General features: G+C 62.4%; 20 protein-coding genes. 10 read left to right on the forward strand and 10 right to left on the reverse strand.

The genetic code is table 11. From position 1 onward, the window contains the following. Nucleotides 1–87: 87 nt before the first annotated feature. Together ACYVL5_RS01430 and ACYVL5_RS01435 are read right to left on the reverse strand one after the other, a co-directional pair. Nucleotides 88–1,089: an inorganic phosphate transporter gene (locus ACYVL5_RS01430; RefSeq protein ID WP_460593761.1), complete on the reverse strand. Its 1,002-nt coding sequence runs from the start codon at nt 1,087–1,089 to the stop codon at nt 88–90. Beyond that, a complete protein-coding gene (locus tag ACYVL5_RS01435; protein WP_460593762.1) occupies nt 1,082–1,699 on the reverse strand; it encodes a DUF47 domain-containing protein in 618 nt (205 codons plus the stop codon). The genes ACYVL5_RS01430 and ACYVL5_RS01435 overlap by 8 nt, the downstream gene beginning before the upstream one ends. A 196-nt stretch (nt 1,700–1,895) precedes the next feature. On the opposite strand from ACYVL5_RS01435, the gene uppP reads away from it, so the two are divergent. The 4 genes from uppP to ACYVL5_RS01455 all read left to right on the forward strand — a co-directional run bounded on the left by uppP (nt 1,896) and on the right by ACYVL5_RS01455 (nt 5,368). Beyond that, complete coding sequence (gene uppP, locus ACYVL5_RS01440) at nt 1,896–2,708, forward strand: undecaprenyl-diphosphate phosphatase (protein ID WP_460593763.1); 813 nt, start codon at nt 1,896–1,898, stop codon at nt 2,706–2,708. An 84-nt stretch (nt 2,709–2,792) separates the two neighbouring features. Then, nucleotides 2,793–3,494, forward strand: a complete 702-nt coding sequence (gene radC / locus ACYVL5_RS01445; protein ID WP_460593764.1) for a JAB domain-containing protein — start codon at nt 2,793–2,795, stop codon at nt 3,492–3,494. A 23-nt stretch (nt 3,495–3,517) separates the two neighbouring features. Continuing rightward, nucleotides 3,518–3,985 (forward strand): hypothetical protein, encoded by a 468-nt coding sequence (locus ACYVL5_RS01450; RefSeq protein ID WP_460593765.1) that lies wholly within the window; start codon nt 3,518–3,520, stop codon nt 3,983–3,985. A gap of 33 nt (nt 3,986–4,018) precedes the next feature. Further along, a complete protein-coding gene (locus ACYVL5_RS01455; protein ID WP_460593766.1) occupies nt 4,019–5,368 on the forward strand; it encodes a dihydrolipoyl dehydrogenase family protein in 1,350 nt (449 codons plus the stop codon). A 105-nt stretch (nt 5,369–5,473) separates the two neighbouring features. On the opposite strand, the gene ACYVL5_RS01460 is transcribed toward ACYVL5_RS01455, so the two are convergent. From ACYVL5_RS01460 to ACYVL5_RS01470, 3 genes are all read right to left on the reverse strand, one after another. Further along, complete coding sequence (locus tag ACYVL5_RS01460) at nt 5,474–5,635, reverse strand: hypothetical protein (protein ID WP_460593767.1); 162 nt, start codon at nt 5,633–5,635, stop codon at nt 5,474–5,476. A gap of 281 nt (nt 5,636–5,916) precedes the next feature. Continuing rightward, nucleotides 5,917–6,585, reverse strand: coding sequence for a YdbL family probable chaperone protein (locus ACYVL5_RS01465; protein ID WP_460593768.1), 669 nt, complete (start codon nt 6,583–6,585; stop codon nt 5,917–5,919). A gap of 236 nt (nt 6,586–6,821) precedes the next feature. After that, nucleotides 6,822–10,349 (reverse strand): AsmA family protein, encoded by a 3,528-nt coding sequence (locus tag ACYVL5_RS01470; RefSeq protein ID WP_460593769.1) that lies wholly within the window; start codon nt 10,347–10,349, stop codon nt 6,822–6,824. A gap of 464 nt (nt 10,350–10,813) precedes the next feature. On the opposite strand from ACYVL5_RS01470, the gene ACYVL5_RS01475 reads away from it, so the two are divergent. Together ACYVL5_RS01475 and ACYVL5_RS01480 are read left to right on the forward strand one after the other, a co-directional pair. After that, complete coding sequence (locus ACYVL5_RS01475; RefSeq protein WP_460593770.1) at nt 10,814–11,848, forward strand: exonuclease/endonuclease/phosphatase family protein; 1,035 nt, start codon at nt 10,814–10,816, stop codon at nt 11,846–11,848. Nucleotides 11,849–12,205: 357 nt separating this feature from the next. Further along, nucleotides 12,206–12,493 (forward strand): hypothetical protein, encoded by a 288-nt coding sequence (locus tag ACYVL5_RS01480; RefSeq protein WP_460593771.1) that lies wholly within the window; start codon nt 12,206–12,208, stop codon nt 12,491–12,493. A 569-nt stretch (nt 12,494–13,062) separates the two neighbouring features. On the opposite strand, the gene ACYVL5_RS01485 is transcribed toward ACYVL5_RS01480, so the two are convergent. Both ACYVL5_RS01485 and ACYVL5_RS01490 read right to left on the reverse strand, forming a co-directional pair. Then, entirely contained in the window at nt 13,063–13,212 is a 150-nt protein-coding gene (locus tag ACYVL5_RS01485; RefSeq protein ID WP_460593772.1) for a hypothetical protein, read from the reverse strand. Continuing rightward, nucleotides 13,209–13,457, reverse strand: coding sequence for a hypothetical protein (locus tag ACYVL5_RS01490; RefSeq protein WP_460593773.1), 249 nt, complete (start codon nt 13,455–13,457; stop codon nt 13,209–13,211). The genes ACYVL5_RS01485 and ACYVL5_RS01490 overlap by 4 nt, the downstream gene beginning before the upstream one ends. 463 nt (nt 13,458–13,920) lie before the next feature. On the opposite strand from ACYVL5_RS01490, the gene ACYVL5_RS01495 reads away from it, so the two are divergent. Beyond that, nucleotides 13,921–14,898 (forward strand): lysozyme inhibitor LprI family protein, encoded by a 978-nt coding sequence (locus tag ACYVL5_RS01495; protein ID WP_460593774.1) that lies wholly within the window; start codon nt 13,921–13,923, stop codon nt 14,896–14,898. 135 nt (nt 14,899–15,033) lie between these two features. On the opposite strand, the gene ACYVL5_RS01500 is transcribed toward ACYVL5_RS01495, so the two are convergent. Further along, complete coding sequence (locus ACYVL5_RS01500) at nt 15,034–15,441, reverse strand: hemerythrin domain-containing protein (RefSeq protein ID WP_460593775.1); 408 nt, start codon at nt 15,439–15,441, stop codon at nt 15,034–15,036. 197 nt (nt 15,442–15,638) lie between these two features. Here ACYVL5_RS01500 and ACYVL5_RS01505 point away from each other — a divergent pair, with 197 nt between their 5' ends. Further along, nucleotides 15,639–16,289 carry a response regulator gene (locus tag ACYVL5_RS01505; RefSeq protein WP_460593776.1) on the forward strand — a complete coding sequence of 217 codons (651 nt, stop codon included), beginning with the start codon at nt 15,639–15,641 and terminating at the stop codon, nt 16,287–16,289. Between the two features lie 117 nt (nt 16,290–16,406). Here ACYVL5_RS01505 and ACYVL5_RS01510 read toward each other — a convergent pair whose 3' ends face one another. Next, complete coding sequence (locus ACYVL5_RS01510; protein WP_460593777.1) at nt 16,407–17,864, reverse strand: glyceraldehyde-3-phosphate dehydrogenase; 1,458 nt, start codon at nt 17,862–17,864, stop codon at nt 16,407–16,409. A gap of 350 nt (nt 17,865–18,214) precedes the next feature. On the opposite strand from ACYVL5_RS01510, the gene ACYVL5_RS01515 reads away from it, so the two are divergent. Together ACYVL5_RS01515 and ACYVL5_RS01520 are read left to right on the forward strand one after the other, a co-directional pair. Continuing rightward, nucleotides 18,215–18,544 carry a DMT family protein gene (locus tag ACYVL5_RS01515; protein ID WP_460593778.1) on the forward strand — a complete coding sequence of 110 codons (330 nt, stop codon included), beginning with the start codon at nt 18,215–18,217 and terminating at the stop codon, nt 18,542–18,544. A gap of 36 nt (nt 18,545–18,580) precedes the next feature. After that, a complete protein-coding gene (locus tag ACYVL5_RS01520) occupies nt 18,581–19,069 on the forward strand; it encodes a DUF2127 domain-containing protein (RefSeq protein ID WP_460593779.1) in 489 nt (162 codons plus the stop codon). A 14-nt stretch (nt 19,070–19,083) separates the two neighbouring features. Here the strand turns inward: ACYVL5_RS01520 and ACYVL5_RS01525 are convergent, their stop codons facing one another. Then, nucleotides 19,084–22,800: a PAS domain S-box protein gene (locus tag ACYVL5_RS01525; protein WP_460593780.1), complete on the reverse strand. Its 3,717-nt coding sequence runs from the start codon at nt 22,798–22,800 to the stop codon at nt 19,084–19,086. Between the last annotated feature and the right edge of the window lie 85 nt (nt 22,801–22,885).

Consider the following 22,885-nt stretch of genomic DNA (forward strand, 5'->3'; position numbering starts at 1 on the left):
GTTCTATTGCCTTTGCCTTCCCCCAAATATAAAAAGCGCCGAAGCGTCTCACGCTCCGGCGCTTTTCATTTCATGTCGACCCGAGACCTATCGTCCCAGGAATGGGGTCACTACGGTGTACAGCATGAATGCCATGAAGGCGGACGCCGGGATGGTGATCACCCAGGCGGCGACGATCCGGTAGGCCACGCCCCAGTTGACCGCCGACATCCTCTTGGAAAGACCAACCCCCAGGATGGCGGAGGTGATGACGTGGGTGGTACTGGTGGGAAGCCCCATGGCGGAAGCCCCGAGGATGACCCCCGCCGAAGCGGTCTCCACGCAGAAGCCGTGAACCGGCTGCAGCTTCACGAAGTCGTGCCCGACGGTCTTGATGATCCTCCACCCGCCGGCGGCGGTGCCGAGCGCCATGGCGATCGCACAGCCGATCTTGACCCAGGTGGGCACGTCGAAGGTGGCCAGCGTCCCGTAGCTCACGAGCGCCATGGTGATGACCCCCATCGATTTCTGGGCATCGGCGGTCCCGTGGGAGAAGGCCATGATGGCTGCCGAGAGGATCTGGAGCTTGCGGAAATTCTTGTTGAGACTGTAGGGGGCGCTGTTTCGGAAGGTCCACATCATGGCAACCATGAAGAGAAAGCCGAAGAAGGCACCGACGACGGGGGAAACCAGCAGCACGGTGACGATCTTCTGCAGCCCTTTCCAGTGCAGCGCGCCGAAGCCGGCGTGGGCCACCACCGATCCCACCAGACCGCCGATGATGGCGTGGGACGAAGAGGAGGGGAGCCCGTAGTACCAGGTGATCAGGTTCCAGACGATGGCCCCGAGGATGCCGGCCAGTACCACGGTCTGGGTGACGTTGTTGGCGTCGACGATCCCCTTGCCGATGGTGGAGGCCACCTTGGTGGAGATCATCGCCCCCAGGAAGTTCAGGCCGGCGGCCATGATGATCGCCGCCCGCACCGAGAGGGCCCGGGTGGAAACGCAGGTGGCGATGGCGTTGGCGGTGTCGTGGAACCCGTTGATGTAGTCGAACAACAGCGCCGAACCTACCACGGCGACCAGAAGTACGAGCATTGTATCAGGCATTTTTTACCACCACGCTTTCCAGGATGTTGGCGGCGTCTTCGCACTTGTCGGTTGCGGTCTCCAGCGTCTCGTAGATCTCTTTCCACTTGATGAGCTGGATCGGGTCCTTCTCCTCATCGAACAGGCGGCTGATCGCCTCGCGGCAGACGCGGTCGGCCTCGTTCTCCAGGGCGTTGACCTCGATGCAGTAGGCGCTGATCGGCTCAAGCTTGCCCCCAAGGACCGCCACCGTCTTGTCGATGGTCTGGCAGGACTTGAGGATGAGGAAGGCGAGCTCCTTGGACTCCGGGGTCGGCTTCTCGACGTTGTACATCACCACCCGCTGGGCGGAGGCGTCGATCAGGTCCAGGATGTCGTCGAGCGCGGCGGAGAGGGCGTAGATGTCCTCGCGATCGAAGGGGGTCACAAAACTCTTGTTGAGCTTCTTGATGATGTCGTGGGTGATGGTGTCGCCCTTGTGCTCGACCTCTTTGATCTTGCGCTGGCTGGTGGCGGGATCGCTGAAATTGTCCAGCATGTCCTTGAGAAGTTCCGCTCCCTGCACGATGTTGTGCGACATCTCCCTGAACATGGCGAAAAACTTCTCATCCTTAGGTATCAACCCGAACATTGCTCCTCCGATGCGGCCTCTGGCCCAGTCTGTGTAACAAAACCGTGAAGATATACCATATTCGAGACAAAGTTGACAGTGTGAATTTGGTATACGGCGGCCTTTAATGAAGCGCCCCCCTTTATCCCTTGATTTCCGGGGAGGTTTCGCTTATGTTGCACGAAGTTTTAATCAGATAGGCAGGAGCTACACCCACATGAACCCGATTCACGCCGCCGTGCTCGGCACCGTTCAAGGCCTCACCGAGGTCCTTCCCATCAGTAGCTCCGGCCACCTGATCCTGATCCCCAAATTCCTCAAGTGGCCCGAATCCGGGCTCACCTTCGACGTCGCCCTTCACCTGGGAACCTTCATCGCCCTGGCCCTTTACTTCTGGCGCGACATCCTCGAACTGTTCGGAAGCTTCCTCGCCTCCCTGAAGGAAGGGGCCAACACCCCGGCCAAACGGCTCCCCTACTACATTCTGGCGGCCACCATCCCTGCGGCGGTGGTGGGGAAGACGCTGGAGGGGCCCATCGAGGAGATGTTCCGCAAAAGCCCGGCGACCATCGCGGCCCTCTTGATAGGGTTCGGCGTGCTGCTCGCCTTCGCCGACACCACCGGCGCCAAGAGGTGGCGGGTGGACCGGATGACCCTCAGGTGCGCCATCATCATCGGGCTCGCCCAGTGCCTGGCACTTTTGCCCGGCGTCTCCCGTTCCGGCATCACCATCACCGCCGCCCTTTTGCTCGGCTTCAACCGCGAGGCCTCGGCCCGCTTCTCCTTCCTCATCTCGCTTCCCATCGTGGCGGGAGCCGCCATCCTGAAGGTGGGACACCTCGTGAAAGTCGGCATCCCCGCCGGCGAAGTAGCCCCGCTCGCCATCGGGATCGCCACCTCCGCGGTCTTCGGCTTTCTGAGCGTCGCCTTCCTGCTCAAGCTCGTCCAGCGCGACTCCTTGTACCCGTTCTTCTGGTACCGCCTGCTGGCCGGGGTCGGCGCCCTGACCCTCATCTTCCTAGGCTACTGAGGCAAAATCAGTCCCCCACCCTGGCAAAGCTTATTAAATTAGGTAAGCTTAATCTTCATTATTCGGCGACCGCTGGAGGTGGGGATGACAGGGGGTATCAAGAACTGGCCGCAAAGCGAGCGGCCGCGTGAAAAGCTGCTCCAGCACGGTTGTACCGCCTTAAGCGACGCGGAACTCCTCGCCCTCATCATCGGCAGCGGCGACGCCGCCACCAACCGCAGCGCCCTCGACCTCGGGCGCGAACTCCTCACCGAATTCCAAACCCTGCGCTCCCTCTCCGACGCCTCCTGCGCCGAGATACAGCGGATCAAGGGGCTCGGCCCCGCCAAGGCGAGCTCCGTCAAGGCCGCCCTCGACCTCGCCCGCCGCCTGCGCGGCGAACAGCGCCCCATCGAATCCTTCACCCGTTTCACCTCCGCCCTCCAGGTCTACGAGCAGTTTTCCGAGCTCGACTACGAGTTCAGGGACGTCCGCAAGGAGTACTTCATGGTGCTCCTTTTGGACGGCAAGAACCGCATCATCAAGCGGACCCGGGTCTCAGAGGGGTCGCTCAACCAGAGCATCGTCCACCCCCGCGAGGTCTTCAACGTCGCGGTCCGCGAATCGGCCGCCGCCGTCATCCTGCTCCACAACCACCCCACCGGCGATCCCACTCCCAGCCCGGAAGACCTGGAGGTAACCAGGCGTTTGAGGGAGGCGGGAGAGGTGATGGGGATCAAGGTGCTCGACCACATCATCATCGGCGAAGGTGCCTTCTACAGCTTCGCCGAGCGGGGCCACCTCTAGCCCCGGACCAACAAGGAGATCCCATGCGAAAGACCATCGTCCCGTTGTCGGAAAATCACCAGGAAGCTTGCCGGTGCCTCAACCTCGACGCCATCGCCCGGGTGGAAGTTACCTCGGAGGAGCCAACGCATCCCATCGAGGCGGCCCTGGTGCCGCCGGTAGGGGAAGGGTGGCGGGCGGCGACGCCGGGGAAACAGCTGATCCGGCTCAAGTTCGACCAACCCCAGCGGCTCAGGGTGATCGCACTGACCATCAAGGAGCTTGAGCGCCCGCGAACCCAGGAGTTGGTCATCCGCTGGGCCCGCAAGGGAGAGGGGAAGTTGCAGGAAGTCGTCCGCCAGCAGTTCAACTTCAGCCCCCCCGGCACCACCATCGAACAGGAGAGCTACGAGGTGGATCTTTCCGACGTGGAAGCTCTCGAGATCGAGATCAACCCCGACCTGTCGAGCCCCCAAGGCCGGGCCACCCTCGCCCGCTTCCGCGTGGGCTAAAGATCGGGAACTCTCCACGAGGAGGGATACGCCATGCGACTTACCACGGACGTGCTGGTGATCGGATCGGGAACCGCCGGCTACACGCTGGCCCTGGCCCTGCGCAAGGCCGGTCTCCAGGTGGCGGTGACCGACGACAAACCATACGGGGGAACCTGCGGGATGCACGGCTGCGAGCCGGAGAAGTTCCTGGTAGCCGCCGCCCAGGTCGTGAAGCTCTCCCACCAGATGTCCGAGATCGGGATTCACCCGCCCGCGCAGATCGACTGGCCGGCGCTGATGCGGTCGAAATCGGCCTTCACCGACGGGGTCCCGGACCGGACCGAGCGCGCCCTGGAGACGGCCGGCGCTCAGCTATTCCGGGGCACCGCCCGCTTTGTCACCCCCGAAGAGGTGGCGGTCGGTGACGACACCACCATACGCGCGCGGGCCGTGGTCGTCGCCACCGGCGCGAGGACGGCTCCCCTCGACTTCCCCGGGGCCGAGATCACCGTTACCCCCCAGGCGTTCATGGACTTCCCCGCCATACCGCGACGGGTCGTTTTCATCGGGGGAGGCTGCCTTTCGTTGGCGATGGCGCACGTGGCGAGAGCGGCCGGGGCCGCGGTAACCGTCCTGCAGAGGGGGGATCGCATCCTGAAAGTCCTCGATGGCGACCTGGCGGCGCGGGTGGCGAAGTCGGCCCAGGCCGATGGAATCCAGATCGGCACCGGGGTCGAGGTCAGCATGGTCGAACCGTTCGGGGGTGCCCTGGTTGCCTACGGAAAAAAGGGGTGCACCGAGGCCTTCGCCTGCGACCTGGTGGTCAACGGAAGCGGCAGGGTGGCGGACCTGTCGAAACTGGAGCTGGGTGCGGGACAGGTGGCATACGGGACCGGCGGGGTGAAGGTGAACGAGTACCTGCAAAGTGTCAGCAATCCCCTGGTCTGGGCCATCGGCGACGCCTGCGATTCCCCCTTCCACCTCTCGGTGGTCGACGACATGGAAGCCGAGGTGGCCGCCGACAACATCGTCAACGGCAAAAGGAGCATTCCCGACTACGCGAGCATTCCGTCCGTCGTCTCCACCCTGCCGGCGGCCGCGCAGGTCGGGATGACCGAACAGCAGGCGCGGGCGAGCGGCATCGACTTCCGGCTCAACCGGGGAACCATGGAGGGGTGGCCGTCCTCGCGCAGGATCGGCCAGCGCTACGGGTTCTACAAGATCATGGTGGAGCAGGGGAGCGGCAGGATCGTCGGCGCCCACCTCTTCGGCCACAACGCCGCCGAGACCATCAACATCTTCGCCCTGGCCATGAAGCACGCCATCCCCGCCCAGGAGCTGAAAAAGATGCTCTGGGCCTACCCGACCGAGGTCTCCGACCTCCGCGACATGATTTCCTGACCGTCCGATTTCAGGCAAAAAAAAGGCGCCGGAAGGAAGGAGAACTCCCACCGGCGCAAAAATTTGGGGACCTGCGTGTTTTTCTTGTGGTATTAGCTGCTGCGGTTAGCTGTTCTTCTTCCAGACGTCGATACTGATGTTTCTATCCAAAAGCTCCCAGATGCGCTGAGGGCTGGGAAGAGGCTTGACCGGTCCTGCTTTGGTGAGCTTGTCGGCCTTGGCCTGACGGTTCGCCCGGTACTCGTCTATGTAAATGACGTTGTGCATCTGAGTCCTCGTTACCGGCGGCTGTTCAACTTTAGCTACGTGCCGCTCTTGGACTTTCTATCTACAAAAGCGGTGCCAATTTCTCCCGAAGACGAAAAAATCCCTCAAGTCGCTGATAACTTGAGGGATTTTTCTTTTTCAGACGCTGAGGGCCGACGGTGCCCTCCCAGCAACTTTTGAACTCCCGTCACCTCCACAGCTGCCGCAGCGAGGACAAAACGACGGCAGGTCAGCTACTTTCACACTTCGTACAGCAGTTCAAAATTTGCACAGCCTGACACCTATTTCTGGACCCAGCGGCCGTTTTGCAACTGGATCCACCAACCGGGCTCGGCTGCGTCCTGCCTGGTTTCGGCGAAGGTGGCGGCCGCCTTCGGCATCACCTGGTTGAGGGCGCCCTGGCTCTCCTTCTCCTTCCTGAGTTTCAGGATCGCCTTGGCCATGCTCATCACCACCGTCTTCCGGCTCTGGTTTTCAGCCGTGATCTGCGCCTGGTCCTGGGCGGTCACCTTCGATTTGTCCCGCACACTGACGAGCCCCTGGTTGGAGATACCGATGGCGCCGTTGGCGAAGAGCTGGTGGATAAGGGGAAGCCGGCGGCTCATGTCGTCGTAGGCCTTCACCACCTCCGGCATGCTCGAGAGCTCGATGGCCAGGGTATCGGCCTCATTTTCGGCCGCGTAAGCGGAGCCGACCAGCGAGAACGACGGCACCTCGTCAAACAGCCTGCTCTGCGGCTTGGCCGCCTCCGGAGCCGCCGGGGCCGGCGCGGGAGGCGGCGTCGCCGACGGCTGCGCCCCCTTGTCGGCCGGCTTGAGGAGCATGTCGTCCAGCGATTTATAGGCCTCCTTGGCCGCCTTCTCCGGGAAATAGACGTTGACCGTGATGACCGCACAGGCGGCCAGGAAGAAGCAGGCCACCGTCAAGATAAGTTTCCAGATGTTTTTCATGACACCTCCCAAGTCATTTCTCCGACACCTTCGCGCCGGGATACCTACACGAATATAACACGCTCGCCTTTTATTGAAAGCCGTAACCCCTCTCGATCATGAGAACCCGTTCTACCCCGAGCTAGAATTCGTAGCCCGCGGGGAAGGGGACTGGCTCCGCCAGGTGCCTGTCCCCCTCGTGAAACCATCATCCCCTGTTACCATCATCCCCGCCTGAACGAACATCCCGACGCCCCTCATTCCCCCCACTTGAATTCGGTGGCGGGCGGTGCCGCCTCCGGAGTTTCCGGCGCAGCCGCCGGTGCCGGCGCCGGGGTGGACGCTTCCGGCTGCTTCGCCGCCCCGCCTTTACCGCGCACCGCCGCCTCCTTGATGGAGTCGAAAAGGTGGTCCAGCGCGATCCGGTTCTGTTCCGGTGCGATCGACACGCTGAGATCCCTCACCCCGACCATGTTGGTGTGCTCGATGATGAGCGACTCGAAGGAGAGATCTCCCTGCTGGAGCATCGCCTTGATCTCCGCCCGGTCGTAATCGCGGTCGGAGCGGAAGAAGAAGCCGCTCAGCTTCTGCTTGGCGAGCTTCTGGAGGAACTCCTTGCTGACCAGCATCTTTTCGCCCCCCCCTTTCCGCGCCCAGAGATCGGTGAACCCGGTGATCCCGGCGAGGTTTCCACCCTTGCCGCTCAGGCTGACAACCCCGTCCACCCGCCCCGAGATGTAGCCGGTAATGGCCGGGAACATGCTGCACAAGGTCTTGAGGCTCAGGTCGCTGATCAGCAGATCGGTTCGGAAGAGGAGACGGTTCGACAGGGTCAGATACCCCTTGCCGACCAGGGTCCCCTGAAAGAGGGTCGTCTGGAACTTGGTAATCTCCGTCACCCCCTTCTCCGCCACGAGCCTCATGGAGAGCGCCCCCATCCTGACGGATCCCAGCGACAGCTTTCCGATGGTGAAGGTCTCGCCGCGCCCGGGATCGGCGGCCAAAAGGGGAAACAGGCGCGGGTAGTTTTCCCGGTTGTACGCGGTGACCTCGGGGGGGCGCATGGTTCCGCCCCCCGAGAGATCGAGGGAAAAGGGGATGCTGCCGTTGATCTCGCCGAGGGAGAGTTTCTGGGCGGGGACGTCGAAGCTGCCGTGGTCGACGGTTACCGTTCCCTGCAGCAGCTTGGCCCCCTTGGCGAAGGCGATCTCCGCTGCGGCCGAGAGCGAGCCGCCGAGAGTCCCCTCCTGGAGGGAGCGCGGGAGGAGGTTCACCAGGGGATCGATGACTCCATTCACCTGGGTGCGCGGGAGGGTGGCGGTGATTCTCCCCCGCCGCTCCGGCTTGAAGACCTGGTTCACCTGGCCGCTAGCCGTGACCTTGCACGCCGGCCCCAGGGAGAGCGTCCCTTCCCTCACCGTGAGATCCCCTTTGGCGAGGCTCCCGCTTAAGGTAAGCGCCGCGCCGGACAAAAGGGTCTTGCCGGCGGCGCCGGAGAGGGCGATACCTTCCCCGGCGGACTCGAAGCTGCCCGCTAACCCGTCCGAGGTGGAGTAATGCCCCTTGCAGCGCAGGTCGACGGTCCCCGCGCTCGGGCGGGTAGGCGAGGAGCCCGCGGGAGACGACCACTGGAGGGCATCGACGACGCGCGCCTTGGCTACCGCGAGGTCGAACCCGGTGCCGGCCGCGGGGGCGAAGGGATCGAGGGCGACCGAGCCGGTCAGCCGGCCGCCAAGAAGGTCGCCACCTGCGGTGATACTGGCGCCCGATCGCGCAAAGGTCGCATGCAGCGCGGGGGCGCCGAGGCGTTTCCCCTTGAAGTTGACTCCACCCGTGCTGACATCGGCTCCCCCTTCCAGCCACCGGCCAACCCCGGCGGTGAAGTAGCTTCCCTTGACCGTCCCCGCCATCTCGCTCACGTCCCAGTCGCCACGGGTGACGCTGACGCCGCTGAATTCTCCCTGCAGCGGATAGCGTTTCCCCTTGTCCACCGGCGCACCCCGGGGAACGGTCGCGGTCAGCTGCCTGATCGCCAACTTGAGGCCGGCCAACTCGGCCTGGGCATCCTGCAGGGTCAGCACCTGGTTGGCGAACTGGAAGTGGAAGCGGGCGTCGCCAGCGGTGGTATCGATGGCGAGGCGTCCCAGGTCGGCATTGCCGTCGGCGGATAATTTTCCCGCCGCACGGCTGAGGGCGAGGGTGACCGCTCCGGTTCCTACGCCGATGGTTCTCTTCCCGCTCTGGCCGCGCAGGTCGTGGACGGCGAGGCGGGCGGTTGCCTCGAAGTCGTTGGCGCCCCTTCCCGAGAGTTGGGCGTCCAGGGAAGCGGTTCCCCCGTCCGCCTTGATGCCGTAGCGGCCAAGAAGCTCGTTGAGGTTGGCGATCCGGGTCGCCGGGAAGTTCAGGTTGGCAGCCAGGGGGCGGGCGGCGCCGGCATCGAACGAGAGGCGGCCGGTAACCGGGATTCCGGAAACGGTCGCGGAGAATGGCGACGCCTCCGCGCGGACCGGTTTGAATTTGGGCGACAGGGTGGCTTTGAGCGGGAGCTTCAAGGCACTCACCAGCGCCGCGGGGTGATTCCCCGTCACCGAGAACTCCGCGGCCGTCGCGATGCCACCCTTTTGGCGTGCGAAGTTGACGCTGCCGTTGACCCCTTCGGCCAGCAGCCGATCGCCGCGAGAGAGGGTGCCGTCACGCAGGGTGAGGAGTCCCGTCAGGTTGGCGAGGCCGGAGCGCTCCCCCTCCAGCGTCAGCGAGTCGCAGCGCAGCCGGCCGCCGACCTCCATCCCCTTGAGATCGAGATTCGGCACCAGCAGCGTCAGGGCGGCCAGATCGACTTCGTCCATGGCGACCGAAAACGCGTAGGCCCGCCGCCCTTTCAGGCCGTCCACCGTCCCCTTCGCGTGGAGCCTCAAAAGGGTTGAGAGGGACAGGGTGGCCTCGCTTAAGTGAAAGGAATCCTTGGGGGCGTCGTAACCGGCCGAGATATGAAGCGCGCCGTTGACCGGCTGAGCCCCCTTGACCGGTGGCCGGATGCCGGAGAGCCGGAGATCTCCGACCGCCGCGAGGACGGAGCGCTGCAAGGTGGCGTTCACCTGGAGCGAGCCCCTTCCCCCCTTGAGAAGCTGGGCGTTTTTCATCTTCAGCCAGGCCGCGGTCTCCGGGAGGGAGAGCGAGGGGGCGGTCAGGGAGAGATCAACGGCCGGCTCGGCTCCCGCGCGTGCGGTCCCCTTGAGAAGGTAGGCGTTATGGGCGGGGTCCTCGAAGGCGAGATCGACCGTGGAGCTGCCGGAGCCCTTGGTGGCGACGTTGCGGACCGAGAGGGAGATGCCATCCATCCCTTCCCCCTGGACCTGGAGCGATCCCCCGTGGATGGCCAGTTCGCCGATCACCGTTTCCTTGGGGGAGGGCTTGCGGCTGGCGAGATAGCGCTGGAGGTTCGCGAAGTTCCAGTTTCCGGCCGGGTCCTTTTCCAGGTCAGCCGTGACGCCGTCGATGACGATCTGGCGGAAGCGCTGGTTTCCCCGGATGAGCTCGCCCCAGTTCGGTGCGATGAGGACGCGGTCGGCGGCGAGCAGCGGACGGGATGGAAAGCCGGGTGGGTTGTCGAGGCGGACCTTGACGAGGACGATGCTTCCCCCTTCGAGGTGAAGCGAGGAGATCGTGAAGTCCTGGTGCAGTTGGGAGCGAACCAGCCGGGAGAGGTGCGCTGCGGGAAACGGCGAGGCGAGATAGACGGCGAGCGCAGCCAGCACGACCAGGAAAAAGAGAAGGAGAGCCATCACGGAGATGACCCAAAGTTTCCTCCGTTTTTTCAGACCTTTGTCAGTTTTTCCGGCCTCGCCCATTGCCCCGCCCAAGGTGAATTTCCATTTCCCTCAATAATAACAGCGCAGTTGCCGTATCGCCATCGAAACGTGTCATCGGAGTAAAAAAGGCGCCGGAGGCAGACCAAACAACCGTCAAGGCTATTGCAGCTAACCATCCCCTGGCGATTCCATCGAAGGAATCGCTGTCATGTCAAAGGCGGTAGCCGATCCCTGCTACACCTTCGCCTTTGACAACAATAAGCGCCCCCTATATAGTCGCCGTTAATTTGAAGATGTACATAGGAGGCTTGAGTGCTTGGAAAGGAAGATAACGGAGCGAGAAGGAAATAGAGAAGCTGGAAGAGGATTTCATAAGCCGTCCGGTCTCCCCTCGTTGAGTCCATTACCCGTGGCGCTGTAATTACTAAAGGAGAGAACATATGCCAACGACAACGACCCCTCCCAAGCCTTATTCGTTTGACCGCGAGTCCCTCGACCAGATCAGCAGGTACCTGACCAAGAAGAACCTGGTGCCCGAAAAGTTCCGCGATACCGACAAGTTCGTCGACGTCGTCTCCTGGAACCTGCGCTGGTTCGACCATCGCGACCCGAGAAGGGTCGAGGCAATCACCGAGATCATGGCCGAGATGAATTCTGACGTGTTCGTTCTCACCGAGGTCGCAGAAGATGGTGCGCTGAAGCAGGTTGTCGATGCACTGGCCGAGCGAAGGGCCGGCTTCTACTCGACTGCCTACGGTACGACCGGTGGTCAACAACGGGTCGTCCTGATGTGGGATCGGGACTGGATACGGGCTAAGAGAGATCCTGTGGAACTCTTCAAAAATGAGGATCTGGTGGTCTCCAGTGACGGCGAGCTGAAAGCCGACGTTTTCCCCAGACTTCCTCTCTGGTGCTACTACGAGGCGTTTCCGTCGGATGAGACAACCGGTGACGAAGGGTTCAATTTCGAGCTTGTGGGGGTGCACATGAAGTCGCAGATGGCCCCCAGGGGAGCGGACGTGAAGCGCGGCGGAATTCCGCAACGCACAAAAGGGGCGGAAAGACTGGCGACTTGGCTGAAAACGCCCCACGAGCACTACGACGAGGATGTGATCCTCGTCGGCGACTGGAATGCCAAGCCTTCGGAAAAGGAATGGAATGCGCTGCGCAAGCTCGAGGAAAAAGGGGAAATCGCCTTTACCAAGATCAATCGTGAGGAGGAGATATCCCACATCGCCCGTTTCAACAAGTCCGGCCCCGGAGGCACCCGGCTGGATCTGCAACTGGTGAACAGGAGAGCCATGGTTGCCGCCGTACCTAAGGGCACCGGCGTGGTTATTCGCTGGAGCCTGTTCGACGACCTGAGTGTCATGGAAAGTGAGAAGAGGGAGCAGCTTTTCAAGAACTTCACCCATCTCATCAGCGACCACTTGCCGGTACTGAGCCGGTTTTACACCGTCGACAAGGACAACTAAATAGCGAGGGCGTGCGTTATTGAAGCAGACGACCACCGTAAAAGCGGCCGGCGCGGTCGGCACCGGCGGCAAAGGAAACAGCATGGCAGAGATGGTGGTCGTCTGCTGCCCGCTTTGCTACGGCTTCCAAGGACTCCGCATTTCCTGTTCATCAGGGCAACTCTTTTCCATTTCTTCGACACCGACACAACCTGTTTGCTCCCGCAGGGTGCCCGTGACATTCCCCAGGATAACCGTGACCTGACGCAATGGCCCGTTGTCAACTTCGCCAATTCTCCCATCCCGATAGCCGCCTGGAGCGAGACCGCCTTCCGCGGTGCCAGTCCCCTCACCTCTGCGGATTTCCGGAAGCACCAGATGGAGATAGTCGCCGACATCCGCTCCAAGGGCGTCACCAAATACTGGGACTGGTCTGTCCCGGCCGCGAAAGCTACGGTAAGCTTTTTCGTGGCGGGACTTGGGCTCATGTACGCCGTTGGCTACGTCCCTGGGGGCAGGTACAAGATGTCGCCATGGGACCCAGCCTTGCGGGAGGTGATGTCAACATCGCGCATCAAACTGCTTTACCTGGCGACCTTCTTCGTCGTGGCTTCCATAGCTTTCGGCCTCGCCACCTACCTGATCGAGATGCAGCGGCTTTCTTAGTGGAGGCGTAGCACCCACGTTGTTTGTTGCGTCATGGCGGGCCTCCATTCGACTAGATACCGCTGATCTCTGCAACGATTCGTAGCGATGCTAGCGCGAAATCGATTTTTTCACCGCATTCGGGGCGTGGAGTGACGCACCGGGGTAGAGATTTGCCGTCAACAGGAACGTCGGGAGATCACCGACCAAGTTTTGCACTGCACGAAGCAAAATTATTCACGAAAACAGCTCCCTCCCAACCAGTTGAAAAAATAGGCTATTTGGCCACTGTAGTTGAAGAATCAAAATTGTTAACGCACATTTCCTTTTCCTTAATGCACATTTCCTTTTTCGTGACGCAAAAACCGAGTTCCGTTACGCAAAGTCGTCGCGCTCGAACCACCCGATGCAGTTCTCCACGATCTCCGGCAAAAAACGTGGTGCAGGTTCGGAAACTGGTCGGCTTGGATTTGGAAAGGTTGGAGAGGGTCCGCAAACAATTTAGGTGGGAAAGGAGCTTCAGCGCGTAACAAGCAACATCCGAGGTGAACACGGCCGCAGATGCAGTCGACAAATCGGTTGACGTAACGTCAGCAGCATCTGTTGGTGTGACAAAATGTGGTTAACCTCAAGCCTTTGAGAAGGACGGTGGTCATCCCGAAACCGACAAGGCCTAAGGGCGCCGGGTTCGCGGTGGAGTCGTTGATCTCGAAGATGGTGCTCTGTTGAACGTTGGTCATGTGAATTCCTCCTGTAAAAATGGCCCCGGTGGCATTGGAAAGAGCCACCGGGGCGGCCGCTCGCGAGTCTGGTGCCGCAGCTTCGAGTACCACGAGCCTCGCTCATTGATACTGCTCACCAGCCTTTTGAGCTTTTGCCCGAGCTCGTTCAGCCTCTGCAGGGAGATCTCGATCTGTTTGATGCCGCTGGCATTGTCGGTGCTGGCCTGCCTGATGTTCTGCATGGCCTGTGCTATGTGATCCATGCCCCGCCTTTCTCCCCGCCTGGGCCACGGATACCGCTTCCTGCGTCACCGCGGCAACCTTGCGGTCCTTCTCGCTGGAAGACTGCGCCGTTGCCTTGACCTCCTCCACGACGCTCGTGGTCTCGTTCACGGTAACGGCGGACTCCGTGACGCCGGACGCGATCTGACTCATGAAGGCCGTGATGTCGTTGGACGCCCCCCATCCTCCACCTGTCCTCCCCCTTGAAGGGAGAGGGACCCGCAGCCGAAGATCGATGCCCAATCCGGTTCACCTTTGACATAGATTATCGATCGCTATATAGTCCCCTTTAATTTTCAGATCAGTCACCAGCTTCCGCTGCAGACAACTTCCCCCTCTCTTTCAAGGAGAGGGTCGGGGTAAGGATGGGGTAAGGGGCGGCATGGATGAGAGCATTGTGGCGAGCAGGGTTTTGAAGAGAACGGACAGCCGGAGGGGATGTGAATGAACTCGAAGACGATCTTGTCCGCCGTATCCTTCCTGGCGTTTCTTGCCGTTAACAGTCCTGCGGAAGTCCCGGCGGCAGGCTTTGACTGTTCCAAGGCGAAAACCAGCATGGAAAAGCTGCTCTGCAACGACCTGGAACTGTCCTCGGCAGATGATCGACTGTCACAGCTCTACAAGAGGGTGCTGGCCAAGAGCAGGGATCGCGACAAGGTGGTCGCCGGCCAGCGGGAGTGGCTCAAGAAGCGCAACGGGTTCAGCGACCGGGAAGTCCTGTTGAAACTGTACAAGGACCGCATGATAGAGCTTGAGGGCCCGGTCGTGGTCCCTCTTCGTTCCGTCACCGCCACCTGCGACGCCTTTCTCAAGCGAAACGACATCGACGAGATATCCGCCTGCAAGGTCTCCGAGTCGGGGAGAATCGGTACCGTCGACAACAAGACCTACCGTTATGCCTTGTACTGCATAATCCCCGACGGGTCTACGGAGTCGGACGGCTGCGATCCGGAATCGTACCATGGCAGGAGGGGGATGTCCGTTTATGTCCAGGACGGCGCATCTCCGCAGCTGAAACTCTTCCTCGATCGCGGGTCGTACGAAATAGGGCTCTACATCTACGGGAAACCGGAGATCGTGCAGAACAGCTTCGGTAAGCTCTTATACCTTCCGATCGTCACCGACGGGACCGGCAACTTCAACGAGAGCGATTACTTCATCTGGGACGAGGGGATCAAAGGCTGGAAGTATCTCGATTCGGCGAGCTGGCTCACGGATCTGCAGAAGGAGATCCCGCGCGACACCCACGTTGCCGGCGGCGTTTGGCCGGAGCTCCGGACCATGACGGCGGAGGTGTTCCTGTCCCACGAGAACGACCCGAACTGCTGCCCCTCCGGTGGCAAGGCCCTGGTGACCTTGTCGATCAAGAACGGCCGCTTTCAAATCACCTCCGTGAAGCTGGCCAAGGATGGTGAGGAGTGAGGTGCGCAGAGGGAGGTGCGTCCGGTACCTGGAACGCCCCTTTCCTCTGGCGATGCCTCCAACAACCGGTACTGCGGTGGTGCCGCCGCGGCGCCGGTTGGGCCGGCGGGTCAACGGCAGAGACGGCAGCCGTCCTCAGGGGTTGAGTTTCTCATACTCCTTGTAGAGCATGTTCTCCTCGCTGCGGAGCCTCCTCGAAATGGTGGCGAACAGATTGCCGAATGCCTTGGCGAACTCGATGTCGACCTTGGCATCGTTGCGGGAGTAGATTCGGAAGAACTCCCCCGCCTGACGGGTGATCTCGTCCATGTCCTTGGCGTAGAAATCGACCGTCCGCTTCAGGGCCGGGTTCTTCTCCGCGGCGGCATTGAGTACCGGATAGAGCTGCAGGTCCTCCTTCTTGAGGTGGGCCAGCAGGCTCGCCTGGGCGGTCAAAAGGATCTTGTGAGCTTCCTCGTTGCTGACGCCTCGATCTTTGAGGCGGTCGAGCAGCGAGGTGATTTGAAGGTGGTCTTTTTTCAGGTCATCGATGAGCTTTGCCATTTGATTCTCCTTCGCCAAGTGAAGTAGTTACCGACGCCTTCACTCTACGCCTGCCGGAGGGTGAAGCGCTTGACGCAGGTCAACTACTCGACACAACCTGACCGCTTTTGTGCAGTCACCAGGTCCGGCATGTCAGCGGGAGTTGAGCAAGCCCGCCGGATCAAGATCAAGGTACCGGGAATTATTCGGAGCAAGGTATGGAAAAGGTACTCGCGGTAGAAGACAGCAAGGTCTCGCAGGCCCAGTTATTGGACATTCTGGCCGGGAAGTACGAGGTAACCGTGGAGGGAAACGGTGCCTGTGCAATGTCCGCCGCGGTGAAAATCGCTCCGGACCTGATTCTCCTGGACGTCAACCTGCCGGGGATGAATGGCTATGACATCTGCCGCCGGTTGAAGGGGGACACGAGGACCCGGGAGATCCCGGTGATCTTTCTCACCAGTTGCGACACGGGAGAGGAGAAAGTGAAGGGGTTCGAGGCGGGGGCCGATGACTATCTCGTCAAGCCCTTCTACCCCGAGGAGCTCGTGGCGCGGGTTTCTCTCCACCTCGCCTCGAGAAGGGAGCAGCAGATGGCGGTCGAGCTGGAAAGGCTGAAACTTTTGCGGGAAATTGCGGTAGCCATCAGCCACGAGTTCAACAACCCCTTGACCGCCATCCTCTGGCACCTACATCTCGCCTCCAACCAGCTCGGCGAGGGAAACGAGAAGACGAGGTCGCACCTGTCCGAAATGAAGCTGGAGATCGACAAGATCCGGCGGATCGTCTCCCGGCTCGCCGAGGCCTCCCGGGATGCAAAGATAGAGTACGTGATGGGCGAGGAGATGATCGACGTGGAAAGAATCTGACCGGATGCCGTCGCGGACGGCCGGACGGCCATTCAGCCATCAATAGCAGAAGATGAAAAGGGCGCCCTGCCTGTCGCGGAGGGCGCCCTTTTTTTTGCTGATCTCTGGCCGAAGCGGCTAGCCTTTGGCCTCGATCGGGAGCGACGGGAGCTCGACGCCGGCCATCTTCTGGACCATGCGGACGACCTGGCAGCTGTAGCCGAACTCGTTGTCGTACCAGACGTAGACCACGCAGTGGTTCTCCTTCACGATGGTGGCCAGCGAGTCCACGACGCCCGCATGACGGGAGCCGACGAAGTCGCTGGAGACCACGTCCGGGGAGTTCGTGTAGTCGATCTGGTGCTGCAGCGGGGAGTCGAGCGAGATGGCCCGCAGGTAAGCGTTGAGCTCCTCGGCGGTGGTCGGCTTGGAGAGCTCGAGGTTGAGGATCGCCAGCGACACGTTGGGGGTCGGGACCCGGATGGCGTTGCCGGTCAGCTTGCCGGTCAGCTCCGGGAGCACCTTGGCGACCGCCTTGGCGGCGCCGGTCTCGGTGATGACCATGTTGAGCGGGGCGCTCCGCCCGCGGCGGTCGGCCTTGTGGTAGTTGTCGATCAGGTTCTGGTCGTTCGTGTAGGAGTGGCAGGTCTCCACGTGCCCGCTCACCACGCCGAAACGGTCGTTGATCACCTTGAGGACCGGGACGATGGCGTTGGTGGTGCAGCTCGCCGCCGAGAAGATCTTCTCCTCGGGGACGATCAGCTCGTTGTTGACGCCGGCCACCACGTTCGGGATGTCACCCTTGCCGGGGGCGGTCAAAAGCACCTGGGAGATCCCCTTGGCCTTCAGGTGGCGCTCGAGGCCGGCGCGGTCGCGCCACTTGCCGGTGTTGTCGATCAAAAGGGCGTTGTGGATCCCGTACTCGGTGTAGTCCACGTTCTCGGGTGCGTCGGAGTAGATGATGCGGATCATGTTGCCGTTGGCGATGATCGCGTTCTCCTCCTCGTCGATGGTGATGATCCCGTGGAAGGGGCCGTGCACGGAGTCGCGGCGCAAGAGGCTCGCCCTCTTGACGAGGTCGTCGGCGCCCCCCTTCCTGACCACCGCGGCCCGCAGCCTCAGCTTCTCGCCGGAGCCGGCCTTCTCGACCAGGATGCGGGCCAACAGGCGCCCGATGCGGCCGAAGCCGTAGAGGACGATGTCTTTGGGTTCGTCGAGGAGCGGGGTGCGGCCGGTGTTGACCGTGGCGAGCTCCTGGCGGACGAAGTCGTCCACGCTGACGGCGCCCTGCTGGGCCTGGTAGCGGACGGCCAGCCGCCCGATGTCGATACGGGCCGGGGCCAGGTCGAGCCTCCCCATCGCTTCCAGGATCGGGAAGGTGTCGGCCACGGTGAGGTCTGAATCGAGGATCAGGCGCGCGAAACGGTGGGCCTTGAGGAGGTCGATGGTCGGACTGTTGACCAGGGTGCGCCCGTAGACGGTGGTGACGATGTTGTTGTCACGGTAGAGGTGTCCAATGATGGGAAGCATCCGCTCCGCAATCTCTTCCTGCCCCTGCCACTCCTTGAGATGACGTTCCTGCATTTGAATCTTCATGCTCATTTCCCTTCCGTTTACGAAAATAGTCTCCGGACGTTATAGAATGGCCGGAGCGCATTGAATCTGGGCTCGCAGAGGCTCGATGCGACGGTGCTTTCCCGTACTGGCAAAGCAGGCTAGGTTGTGACAGAGCGCTCCCGCTTATAAGACAGATCCGCGTATCTTACTTCATACCGGCGCTGTAAACAAAGAAAAACCTCATAGCACTCAACTATTTAAGTCGGCTAATATGCCGGCTGTAACATTACGGCTCCCTCCGGCGGCCTTGCTAGCAAAGGTTTTGCGCCCGGGCGCAACCACGTGTTATGCTTGCCGGGATTCCACTTCCATGCACAGGGTAGTAGCTCATGAGAACAGTCGTACTCCTCGTCATGTCCAACGTCTTCATGACCTTCGCGTGGTACGCGCACCTGCGCAACCTGCGCAGCGCACCGCTCTACATCGCCATCCTGGCCAGCTGGGGACTCGCCTTCTTCGAGTACGTGCTGCAGGTCCCGGCCAACCGGGCCGGCTACGGGACCTTCTCGCTGGGACAGCTCAAGATCGTCCAGGAGGTCATCACCCTCTCGGTCTTCGTCCCCTTCGCCGTCTTCTACATGGGACAGCCGCTGAAGCTCGACTACCTCTGGGCCGGCTGCTGCCTGGCCGGGGCGGTCTTCTTCATCTTCCGCAGCTAGGGCTCGCCCTCATCCCAAACTCCAGGGAGAACCTCCGTGGCCAAACATCAACCAGGATCCAGAGAAAAGACCGGTCTTCACATCGTCGCCGTCTTCGAAGCCGCCAAGGGGGCCACGGTCCTTTTGGCCGGCTGCGGGCTTTTGGCCTTCATCCACAAGGACCTGCACGAGGCGGCCATGAAGCTCGTCATGGCCCTGCACTTGAACCCCGCCAAGCACTACCCGAGCATCTTCATCGACGCCGCCAACCGGGTCACCGACCTGCAGCTCTGGATGCTCGCGCTCTCGGCGCTCATCTACTCCATCGTCCGCTTCGTGGAGGCCTACGGGCTCTGGAAGCAGCAGTCGTGGGCGGAGTGGTTCGGGCTTCTTTCGGGGGCGGTCTACATCCCGATGGAGATCTTCGAGGTCTCCCGCGAGCTCACCTGGCCGCGGATCACCGTGCTGGTGATCAACCTCTGCGTGGTCGGGTACCTGGGGGATGTGCTGGTGAGGGGGAGGAAGAAGGGAGAAAACGGCGGCTAGCCGGCGGCGGTCACCTAGGATTCGGAGACAGGGAGGGAGGCCACCGGGAGCCTGATCACGGCGGTGGTCCCCTTGCCGGGCGCCGACTGGAAGGAGAGGGTCCCCCGATGCTCCTGGATGATGGAGGAGGAGATGTAGAGCCCGAGCCCGGTCCCCCCCTTGTCGATCTTGGTCGAGAAAAACGGCTCGGTCAGACGCTTCTGCACCTTCTTGTTCATCCCGTACCCCTCGTCGATCACCGCGATGGTGACCATGGCGCGCCCCTCGTCGAACCCGCTCTCCACCCGCACCGCGCACTCCTTCCCCGGCAGCGCCTGCAGGGCGTTCATGATCAGGTTGATGATCACCTGCTCGATCTGCTGGGAGCTTCCCCTCCCCACGGGAAGCCCCTCGGAAAGGGACATCGAGAAGTCGTCGGTGTACCGGTGGATGTGATGCCACAAGAGCGAGGCGGCCCCGTCGATGGTCCGGTTGATGTCGATGACCCCCTCGGTCCCCCCATCCTCCTTCTTCACGAAGTTCCGCATGTTGCCCACGATGGTGGCGATGCGGTTCGATCCCTCGGTGATCCCCGACAAAAGCCGCGGCACCACCTTCTCCATCTCCGAGTAGGGAAGCCCTCCCAGGAAGAACTCTCCGCTGCGCTCCCGGTGCTCGGCCAGTATGGGAGCGGTCTCCTGCCAGACGTCGGTCAGCATGAGCGAGTTGACCGAGATGAAGTTGTTGGGGTTGTTGATCTCGTGGGCGATCCCCGAGACCAGCATCCCCAGCGAGGTCATCTTGTTGGCCTGGATCAGCCGGGCCTGGGTGGCCTTCATCTCGTCCTCCAGCCGGGCCTTGGCGGTGATGTCGCGGATGCTGCAGAGGATCACGTACTCGTTTCTCAGGACGAGGATCTTCCCGCGGATGGCGACCGTGAAACTCCCCCCTCCCGAGCGGTAGCAGGTCGCGCGGTCGAGCTGGAACCCGCTCGATTGCTCCTCCCGCGCGAGCCCCCTGATCACCCGCCGGAAATCGGACGGGCTGATGAACTCCCACGGCTTGGCCTGCTTGAACTGCTCCATGGTGGCGCCGTACAGCTTGAGCGCCGCCGGGTTGGCCTCCACGATCCGGAAGGTGTCCATCTCGAAGAGGATGAGGCCGTCGTCGCTTTGGGCGAAGATCTGGCGCACGTGCTCCTCGCTCTGCAAGACCGCCTGTTCCGCCACCTTGCGCTTGCTGATGTCGGAGAAGGTGGCGGCGAACTGCCCCTTGCAGGGGGAGTAGACGGCGACCTTGAGCCACTTCCTCAAAAAGCGCGAGTAGGCCTCGAACTGGTCGGCCTTCTCGGTGAGCGCCACCTCGCCCAACCGGGTGATCCAGCTCTGCTCGGCGTTTGGGATGAGCTCGGTGAGCGTCCGCCCGATCATCTCCTCGCGGGGGAATCCCATCAGGGTGGCGAACGACTCGTTGGCCTCCAAAAGCCGGAAATCGAACGGGGAGCCGTCCTCGCCGGCCATCACCTCGGCCACCGCGTAACCGTTCAGCATCCGGTCGAAGAGGAGGCGGTATTTCTCCTCGCTCTGCTTGAGGGCCTGCTCGGCCCGGGTCCGCTCCATCTCGGCCGCCGCCCGCCCGGCGAAGACCCCCAGCATGGCCTCCACCAGCTCGGGATTGGAGAAGTGCCCGGTCGCCAGCACGGTCAGGGTACCGAGGAACTCCCCCGAGGCGCTGGTGAGGTTCACCCCCGCGAAGCTCTCGATGCCGTTTTCGGAGAGGAAGCAGACCCCCGGGTAGAGTTCCTGCACCCCTCCGTCCAGAAGCACCATCCCGTTTCTCTCCACCTGCTCGCAGGGGGTGCCGTCGAGGGTGTAGCTGAAGTTGGGAAGGAGCTCGCCGTGGGCGCAGACCGCCACCGTGGAGACCCAGCGCGCCTCGTCCCCCAGCTCCGCCACGATGGCGTACTGCACCTCGAGGGCCCGGGCCAGGTGACTCACCAGGGCCTGGAAGAACTGGGTCCCGGTGGTGGACGACACCCCGGCGTTGATGATCTGCAGGGCGATCTCGTACTGCCGGCGGTCGGTCACGTCCTCGCCGATGCAGGCCACCCCGATCTCCTCCCCCTCCGGGGTCCGCAGCACCGTGGAGTTCCAGGAGATGATGCGGCGCCCCCCCTGGTGGGTGAGGATGGTCCGCTCGCGGTGCAGGAAGTAGATCCCGTTGCCGATCGCCTGGTGGAAGCTTCGCCGCGACTCCTCGGCGTCCGGGTAGAACATGTCGAACCAGTTCTTGCCGAGGACCTCGGAGCGCTCCCAGCCGGTCAGCTCGAGGAGGTAGTCGTTGCAGAAGGTGACCCGCTCGTTTCTGTCGAACATGATGGCGATCAGCCTGAGGTTCTCGAGCATCTCGGTGAAACGCCGCTCCGACTCCTTGAGCGCCAGCTCCCCGAGCTTCTTCTCGGAGATGTCGCCCGCGGTCCCGATCACGTAGGTGGCGCCGTCGAGCTCCACCTTTTTCCCGGTCACCAGGAAGTGGCGCACCCCCTCGCGGGTGGTGAACCTCGCCTCCCACTGGGCCTCTCCCCGCTCCATCACCTCGGCCATCTTCTCCCGGGAGAGGGCGCGGTCGTCTTCGTGGAAGGGGAGCGGGACGGCGGGGGAGGAGAGCTCTGCGGGAGTGAAACCGCTCGCGCGCTCGAGGGCGGAATTCCAGCGCACGAACTTCCCCCCCTTGTGCAGGTAGAAGATGACCGGCAACGACTCGATCACCTGCTCCACGAACCCCTTCTCCCGCTCGAGCTCGCGCTCGCGCTGCGCCCTGAGCTCCACCTCCCTCAAAAGGTCGGCCGTCCGCATCCTGATCACCTGGCGCATCCCCAGGATCGCCACCAGCGCCAGGATGACCAGGAAGGAGATCCACTTGGCCACGTCGCTCGACCGGATGCCGTGCTCGTAGCGGAGGGTGAGCCAGCGGTGCCGGATGGCGTCGTGTTCCTCGGGGGGGAGCGAGGCGAGCGCCTTGTTGATCAGGCGGGCCAGCTCGGGCCAGTCCTTCCGGACCCCGATGGCCAGCTGGTCGTCCGGATAGGGGGCTGGGGCTGCCACCTTGAGGTTGAGGGCGCCGATCCGCTCGATCCCGAAGGTGCCGGGGGCGAGGCTCCCGACGTAGGCGTCGGCCCGTCCCGAGGAGACCGACTGCAGCGCCTCCGCCGAGTTGGCCCGCACCAGGATGCGCACCCTCGGGATGTCCCTCACGAGGAGCCTGGTCAGCTCCTGGCGGCGGGTGACCGCCACGGTGCGCCCGGCCAGGTCGGCGATCCCGGCGACGAAGTGGCCGTCCTTCCTGGTGAAGATCACCTGGGGCGACCGCAGAAAGGGCATGGTGAACTCGACCTGCCCCACCCGCTCAAGCTCGAGCGGGATGTTGAGGGCGACGTCCACCCCGCCGCTTTTGCCCAAAAGCTCCACGGAGCGCTGCACGTTCAGCCCCGGCACCGCCTCGAACTTGAGCCCCAGCCGGCGGAAGGCGGCCTTGAGATAGTCGCTCGCCATCCCCTGCCGCAGCTCGGCGGCGAAGTAGTCCTCGTAGACGTTGCCGGTGCTGACCCGGATCACCGGATGCTCCCGGAGCCACTGGCCCTCCTCGGGCGAGAGGACGAGCTCATCCGACAGCCCCGGCGGGTTCCCCTCCCCCCTGGCCGGTGCGGGGTGGATGATCAGGAGCGCGACGATGAAGAGCAGGACGAAACGCATGAAGATAACGGAACCCCTCTGGGTGATATCGGAAATAGCGATTGCGCCAGCCTTTATAGCACCTTAGCACCTTTCAATCAAAATA

The organism is Geomonas sp. Red276, from assembly GCF_054784495.1.

What these genes read in the sequence shown, in the direction of transcription:
- ACYVL5_RS01430 (WP_460593761.1), bottom strand. Translation starts at nt 1,089, where the DNA reads ATGCCTGATACAATGCTCGTACTTCTGGTCGCCGTGGTAGGTTCGGCG.
- ACYVL5_RS01435 (WP_460593762.1), bottom strand. Translation starts at nt 1,699, where the DNA reads ATGTTCGGGTTGATACCTAAGGATGAGAAGTTTTTCGCCATGTTCAGG.
- uppP (WP_460593763.1), top strand. Translation starts at nt 1,896, where the DNA reads ATGAACCCGATTCACGCCGCCGTGCTCGGCACCGTTCAAGGCCTCACC.
- radC (WP_460593764.1), top strand. Translation starts at nt 2,793, where the DNA reads ATGACAGGGGGTATCAAGAACTGGCCGCAAAGCGAGCGGCCGCGTGAA.
- ACYVL5_RS01450 (WP_460593765.1), top strand. Translation starts at nt 3,518, where the DNA reads ATGCGAAAGACCATCGTCCCGTTGTCGGAAAATCACCAGGAAGCTTGC.
- ACYVL5_RS01455 (WP_460593766.1), top strand. Translation starts at nt 4,019, where the DNA reads ATGCGACTTACCACGGACGTGCTGGTGATCGGATCGGGAACCGCCGGC.
- ACYVL5_RS01460 (WP_460593767.1), bottom strand. Translation starts at nt 5,635, where the DNA reads ATGCACAACGTCATTTACATAGACGAGTACCGGGCGAACCGTCAGGCC.
- ACYVL5_RS01465 (WP_460593768.1), bottom strand. Translation starts at nt 6,585, where the DNA reads ATGAAAAACATCTGGAAACTTATCTTGACGGTGGCCTGCTTCTTCCTG.
- ACYVL5_RS01475 (WP_460593770.1), top strand. Translation starts at nt 10,814, where the DNA reads ATGCCAACGACAACGACCCCTCCCAAGCCTTATTCGTTTGACCGCGAG.
- ACYVL5_RS01480 (WP_460593771.1), top strand. Translation starts at nt 12,206, where the DNA reads ATGGAGATAGTCGCCGACATCCGCTCCAAGGGCGTCACCAAATACTGG.
- ACYVL5_RS01485 (WP_460593772.1), bottom strand. Translation starts at nt 13,212, where the DNA reads ATGACCAACGTTCAACAGAGCACCATCTTCGAGATCAACGACTCCACC.
- ACYVL5_RS01490 (WP_460593773.1), bottom strand. Translation starts at nt 13,457, where the DNA reads ATGGATCACATAGCACAGGCCATGCAGAACATCAGGCAGGCCAGCACC.
- ACYVL5_RS01495 (WP_460593774.1), top strand. Translation starts at nt 13,921, where the DNA reads ATGAACTCGAAGACGATCTTGTCCGCCGTATCCTTCCTGGCGTTTCTT.
- ACYVL5_RS01500 (WP_460593775.1), bottom strand. Translation starts at nt 15,441, where the DNA reads ATGGCAAAGCTCATCGATGACCTGAAAAAAGACCACCTTCAAATCACC.
- ACYVL5_RS01505 (WP_460593776.1), top strand. Translation starts at nt 15,639, where the DNA reads ATGGAAAAGGTACTCGCGGTAGAAGACAGCAAGGTCTCGCAGGCCCAG.
- ACYVL5_RS01510 (WP_460593777.1), bottom strand. Translation starts at nt 17,864, where the DNA reads ATGAAGATTCAAATGCAGGAACGTCATCTCAAGGAGTGGCAGGGGCAG.
- ACYVL5_RS01515 (WP_460593778.1), top strand. Translation starts at nt 18,215, where the DNA reads ATGAGAACAGTCGTACTCCTCGTCATGTCCAACGTCTTCATGACCTTC.
- ACYVL5_RS01525 (WP_460593780.1), bottom strand. Translation starts at nt 22,800, where the DNA reads ATGCGTTTCGTCCTGCTCTTCATCGTCGCGCTCCTGATCATCCACCCC.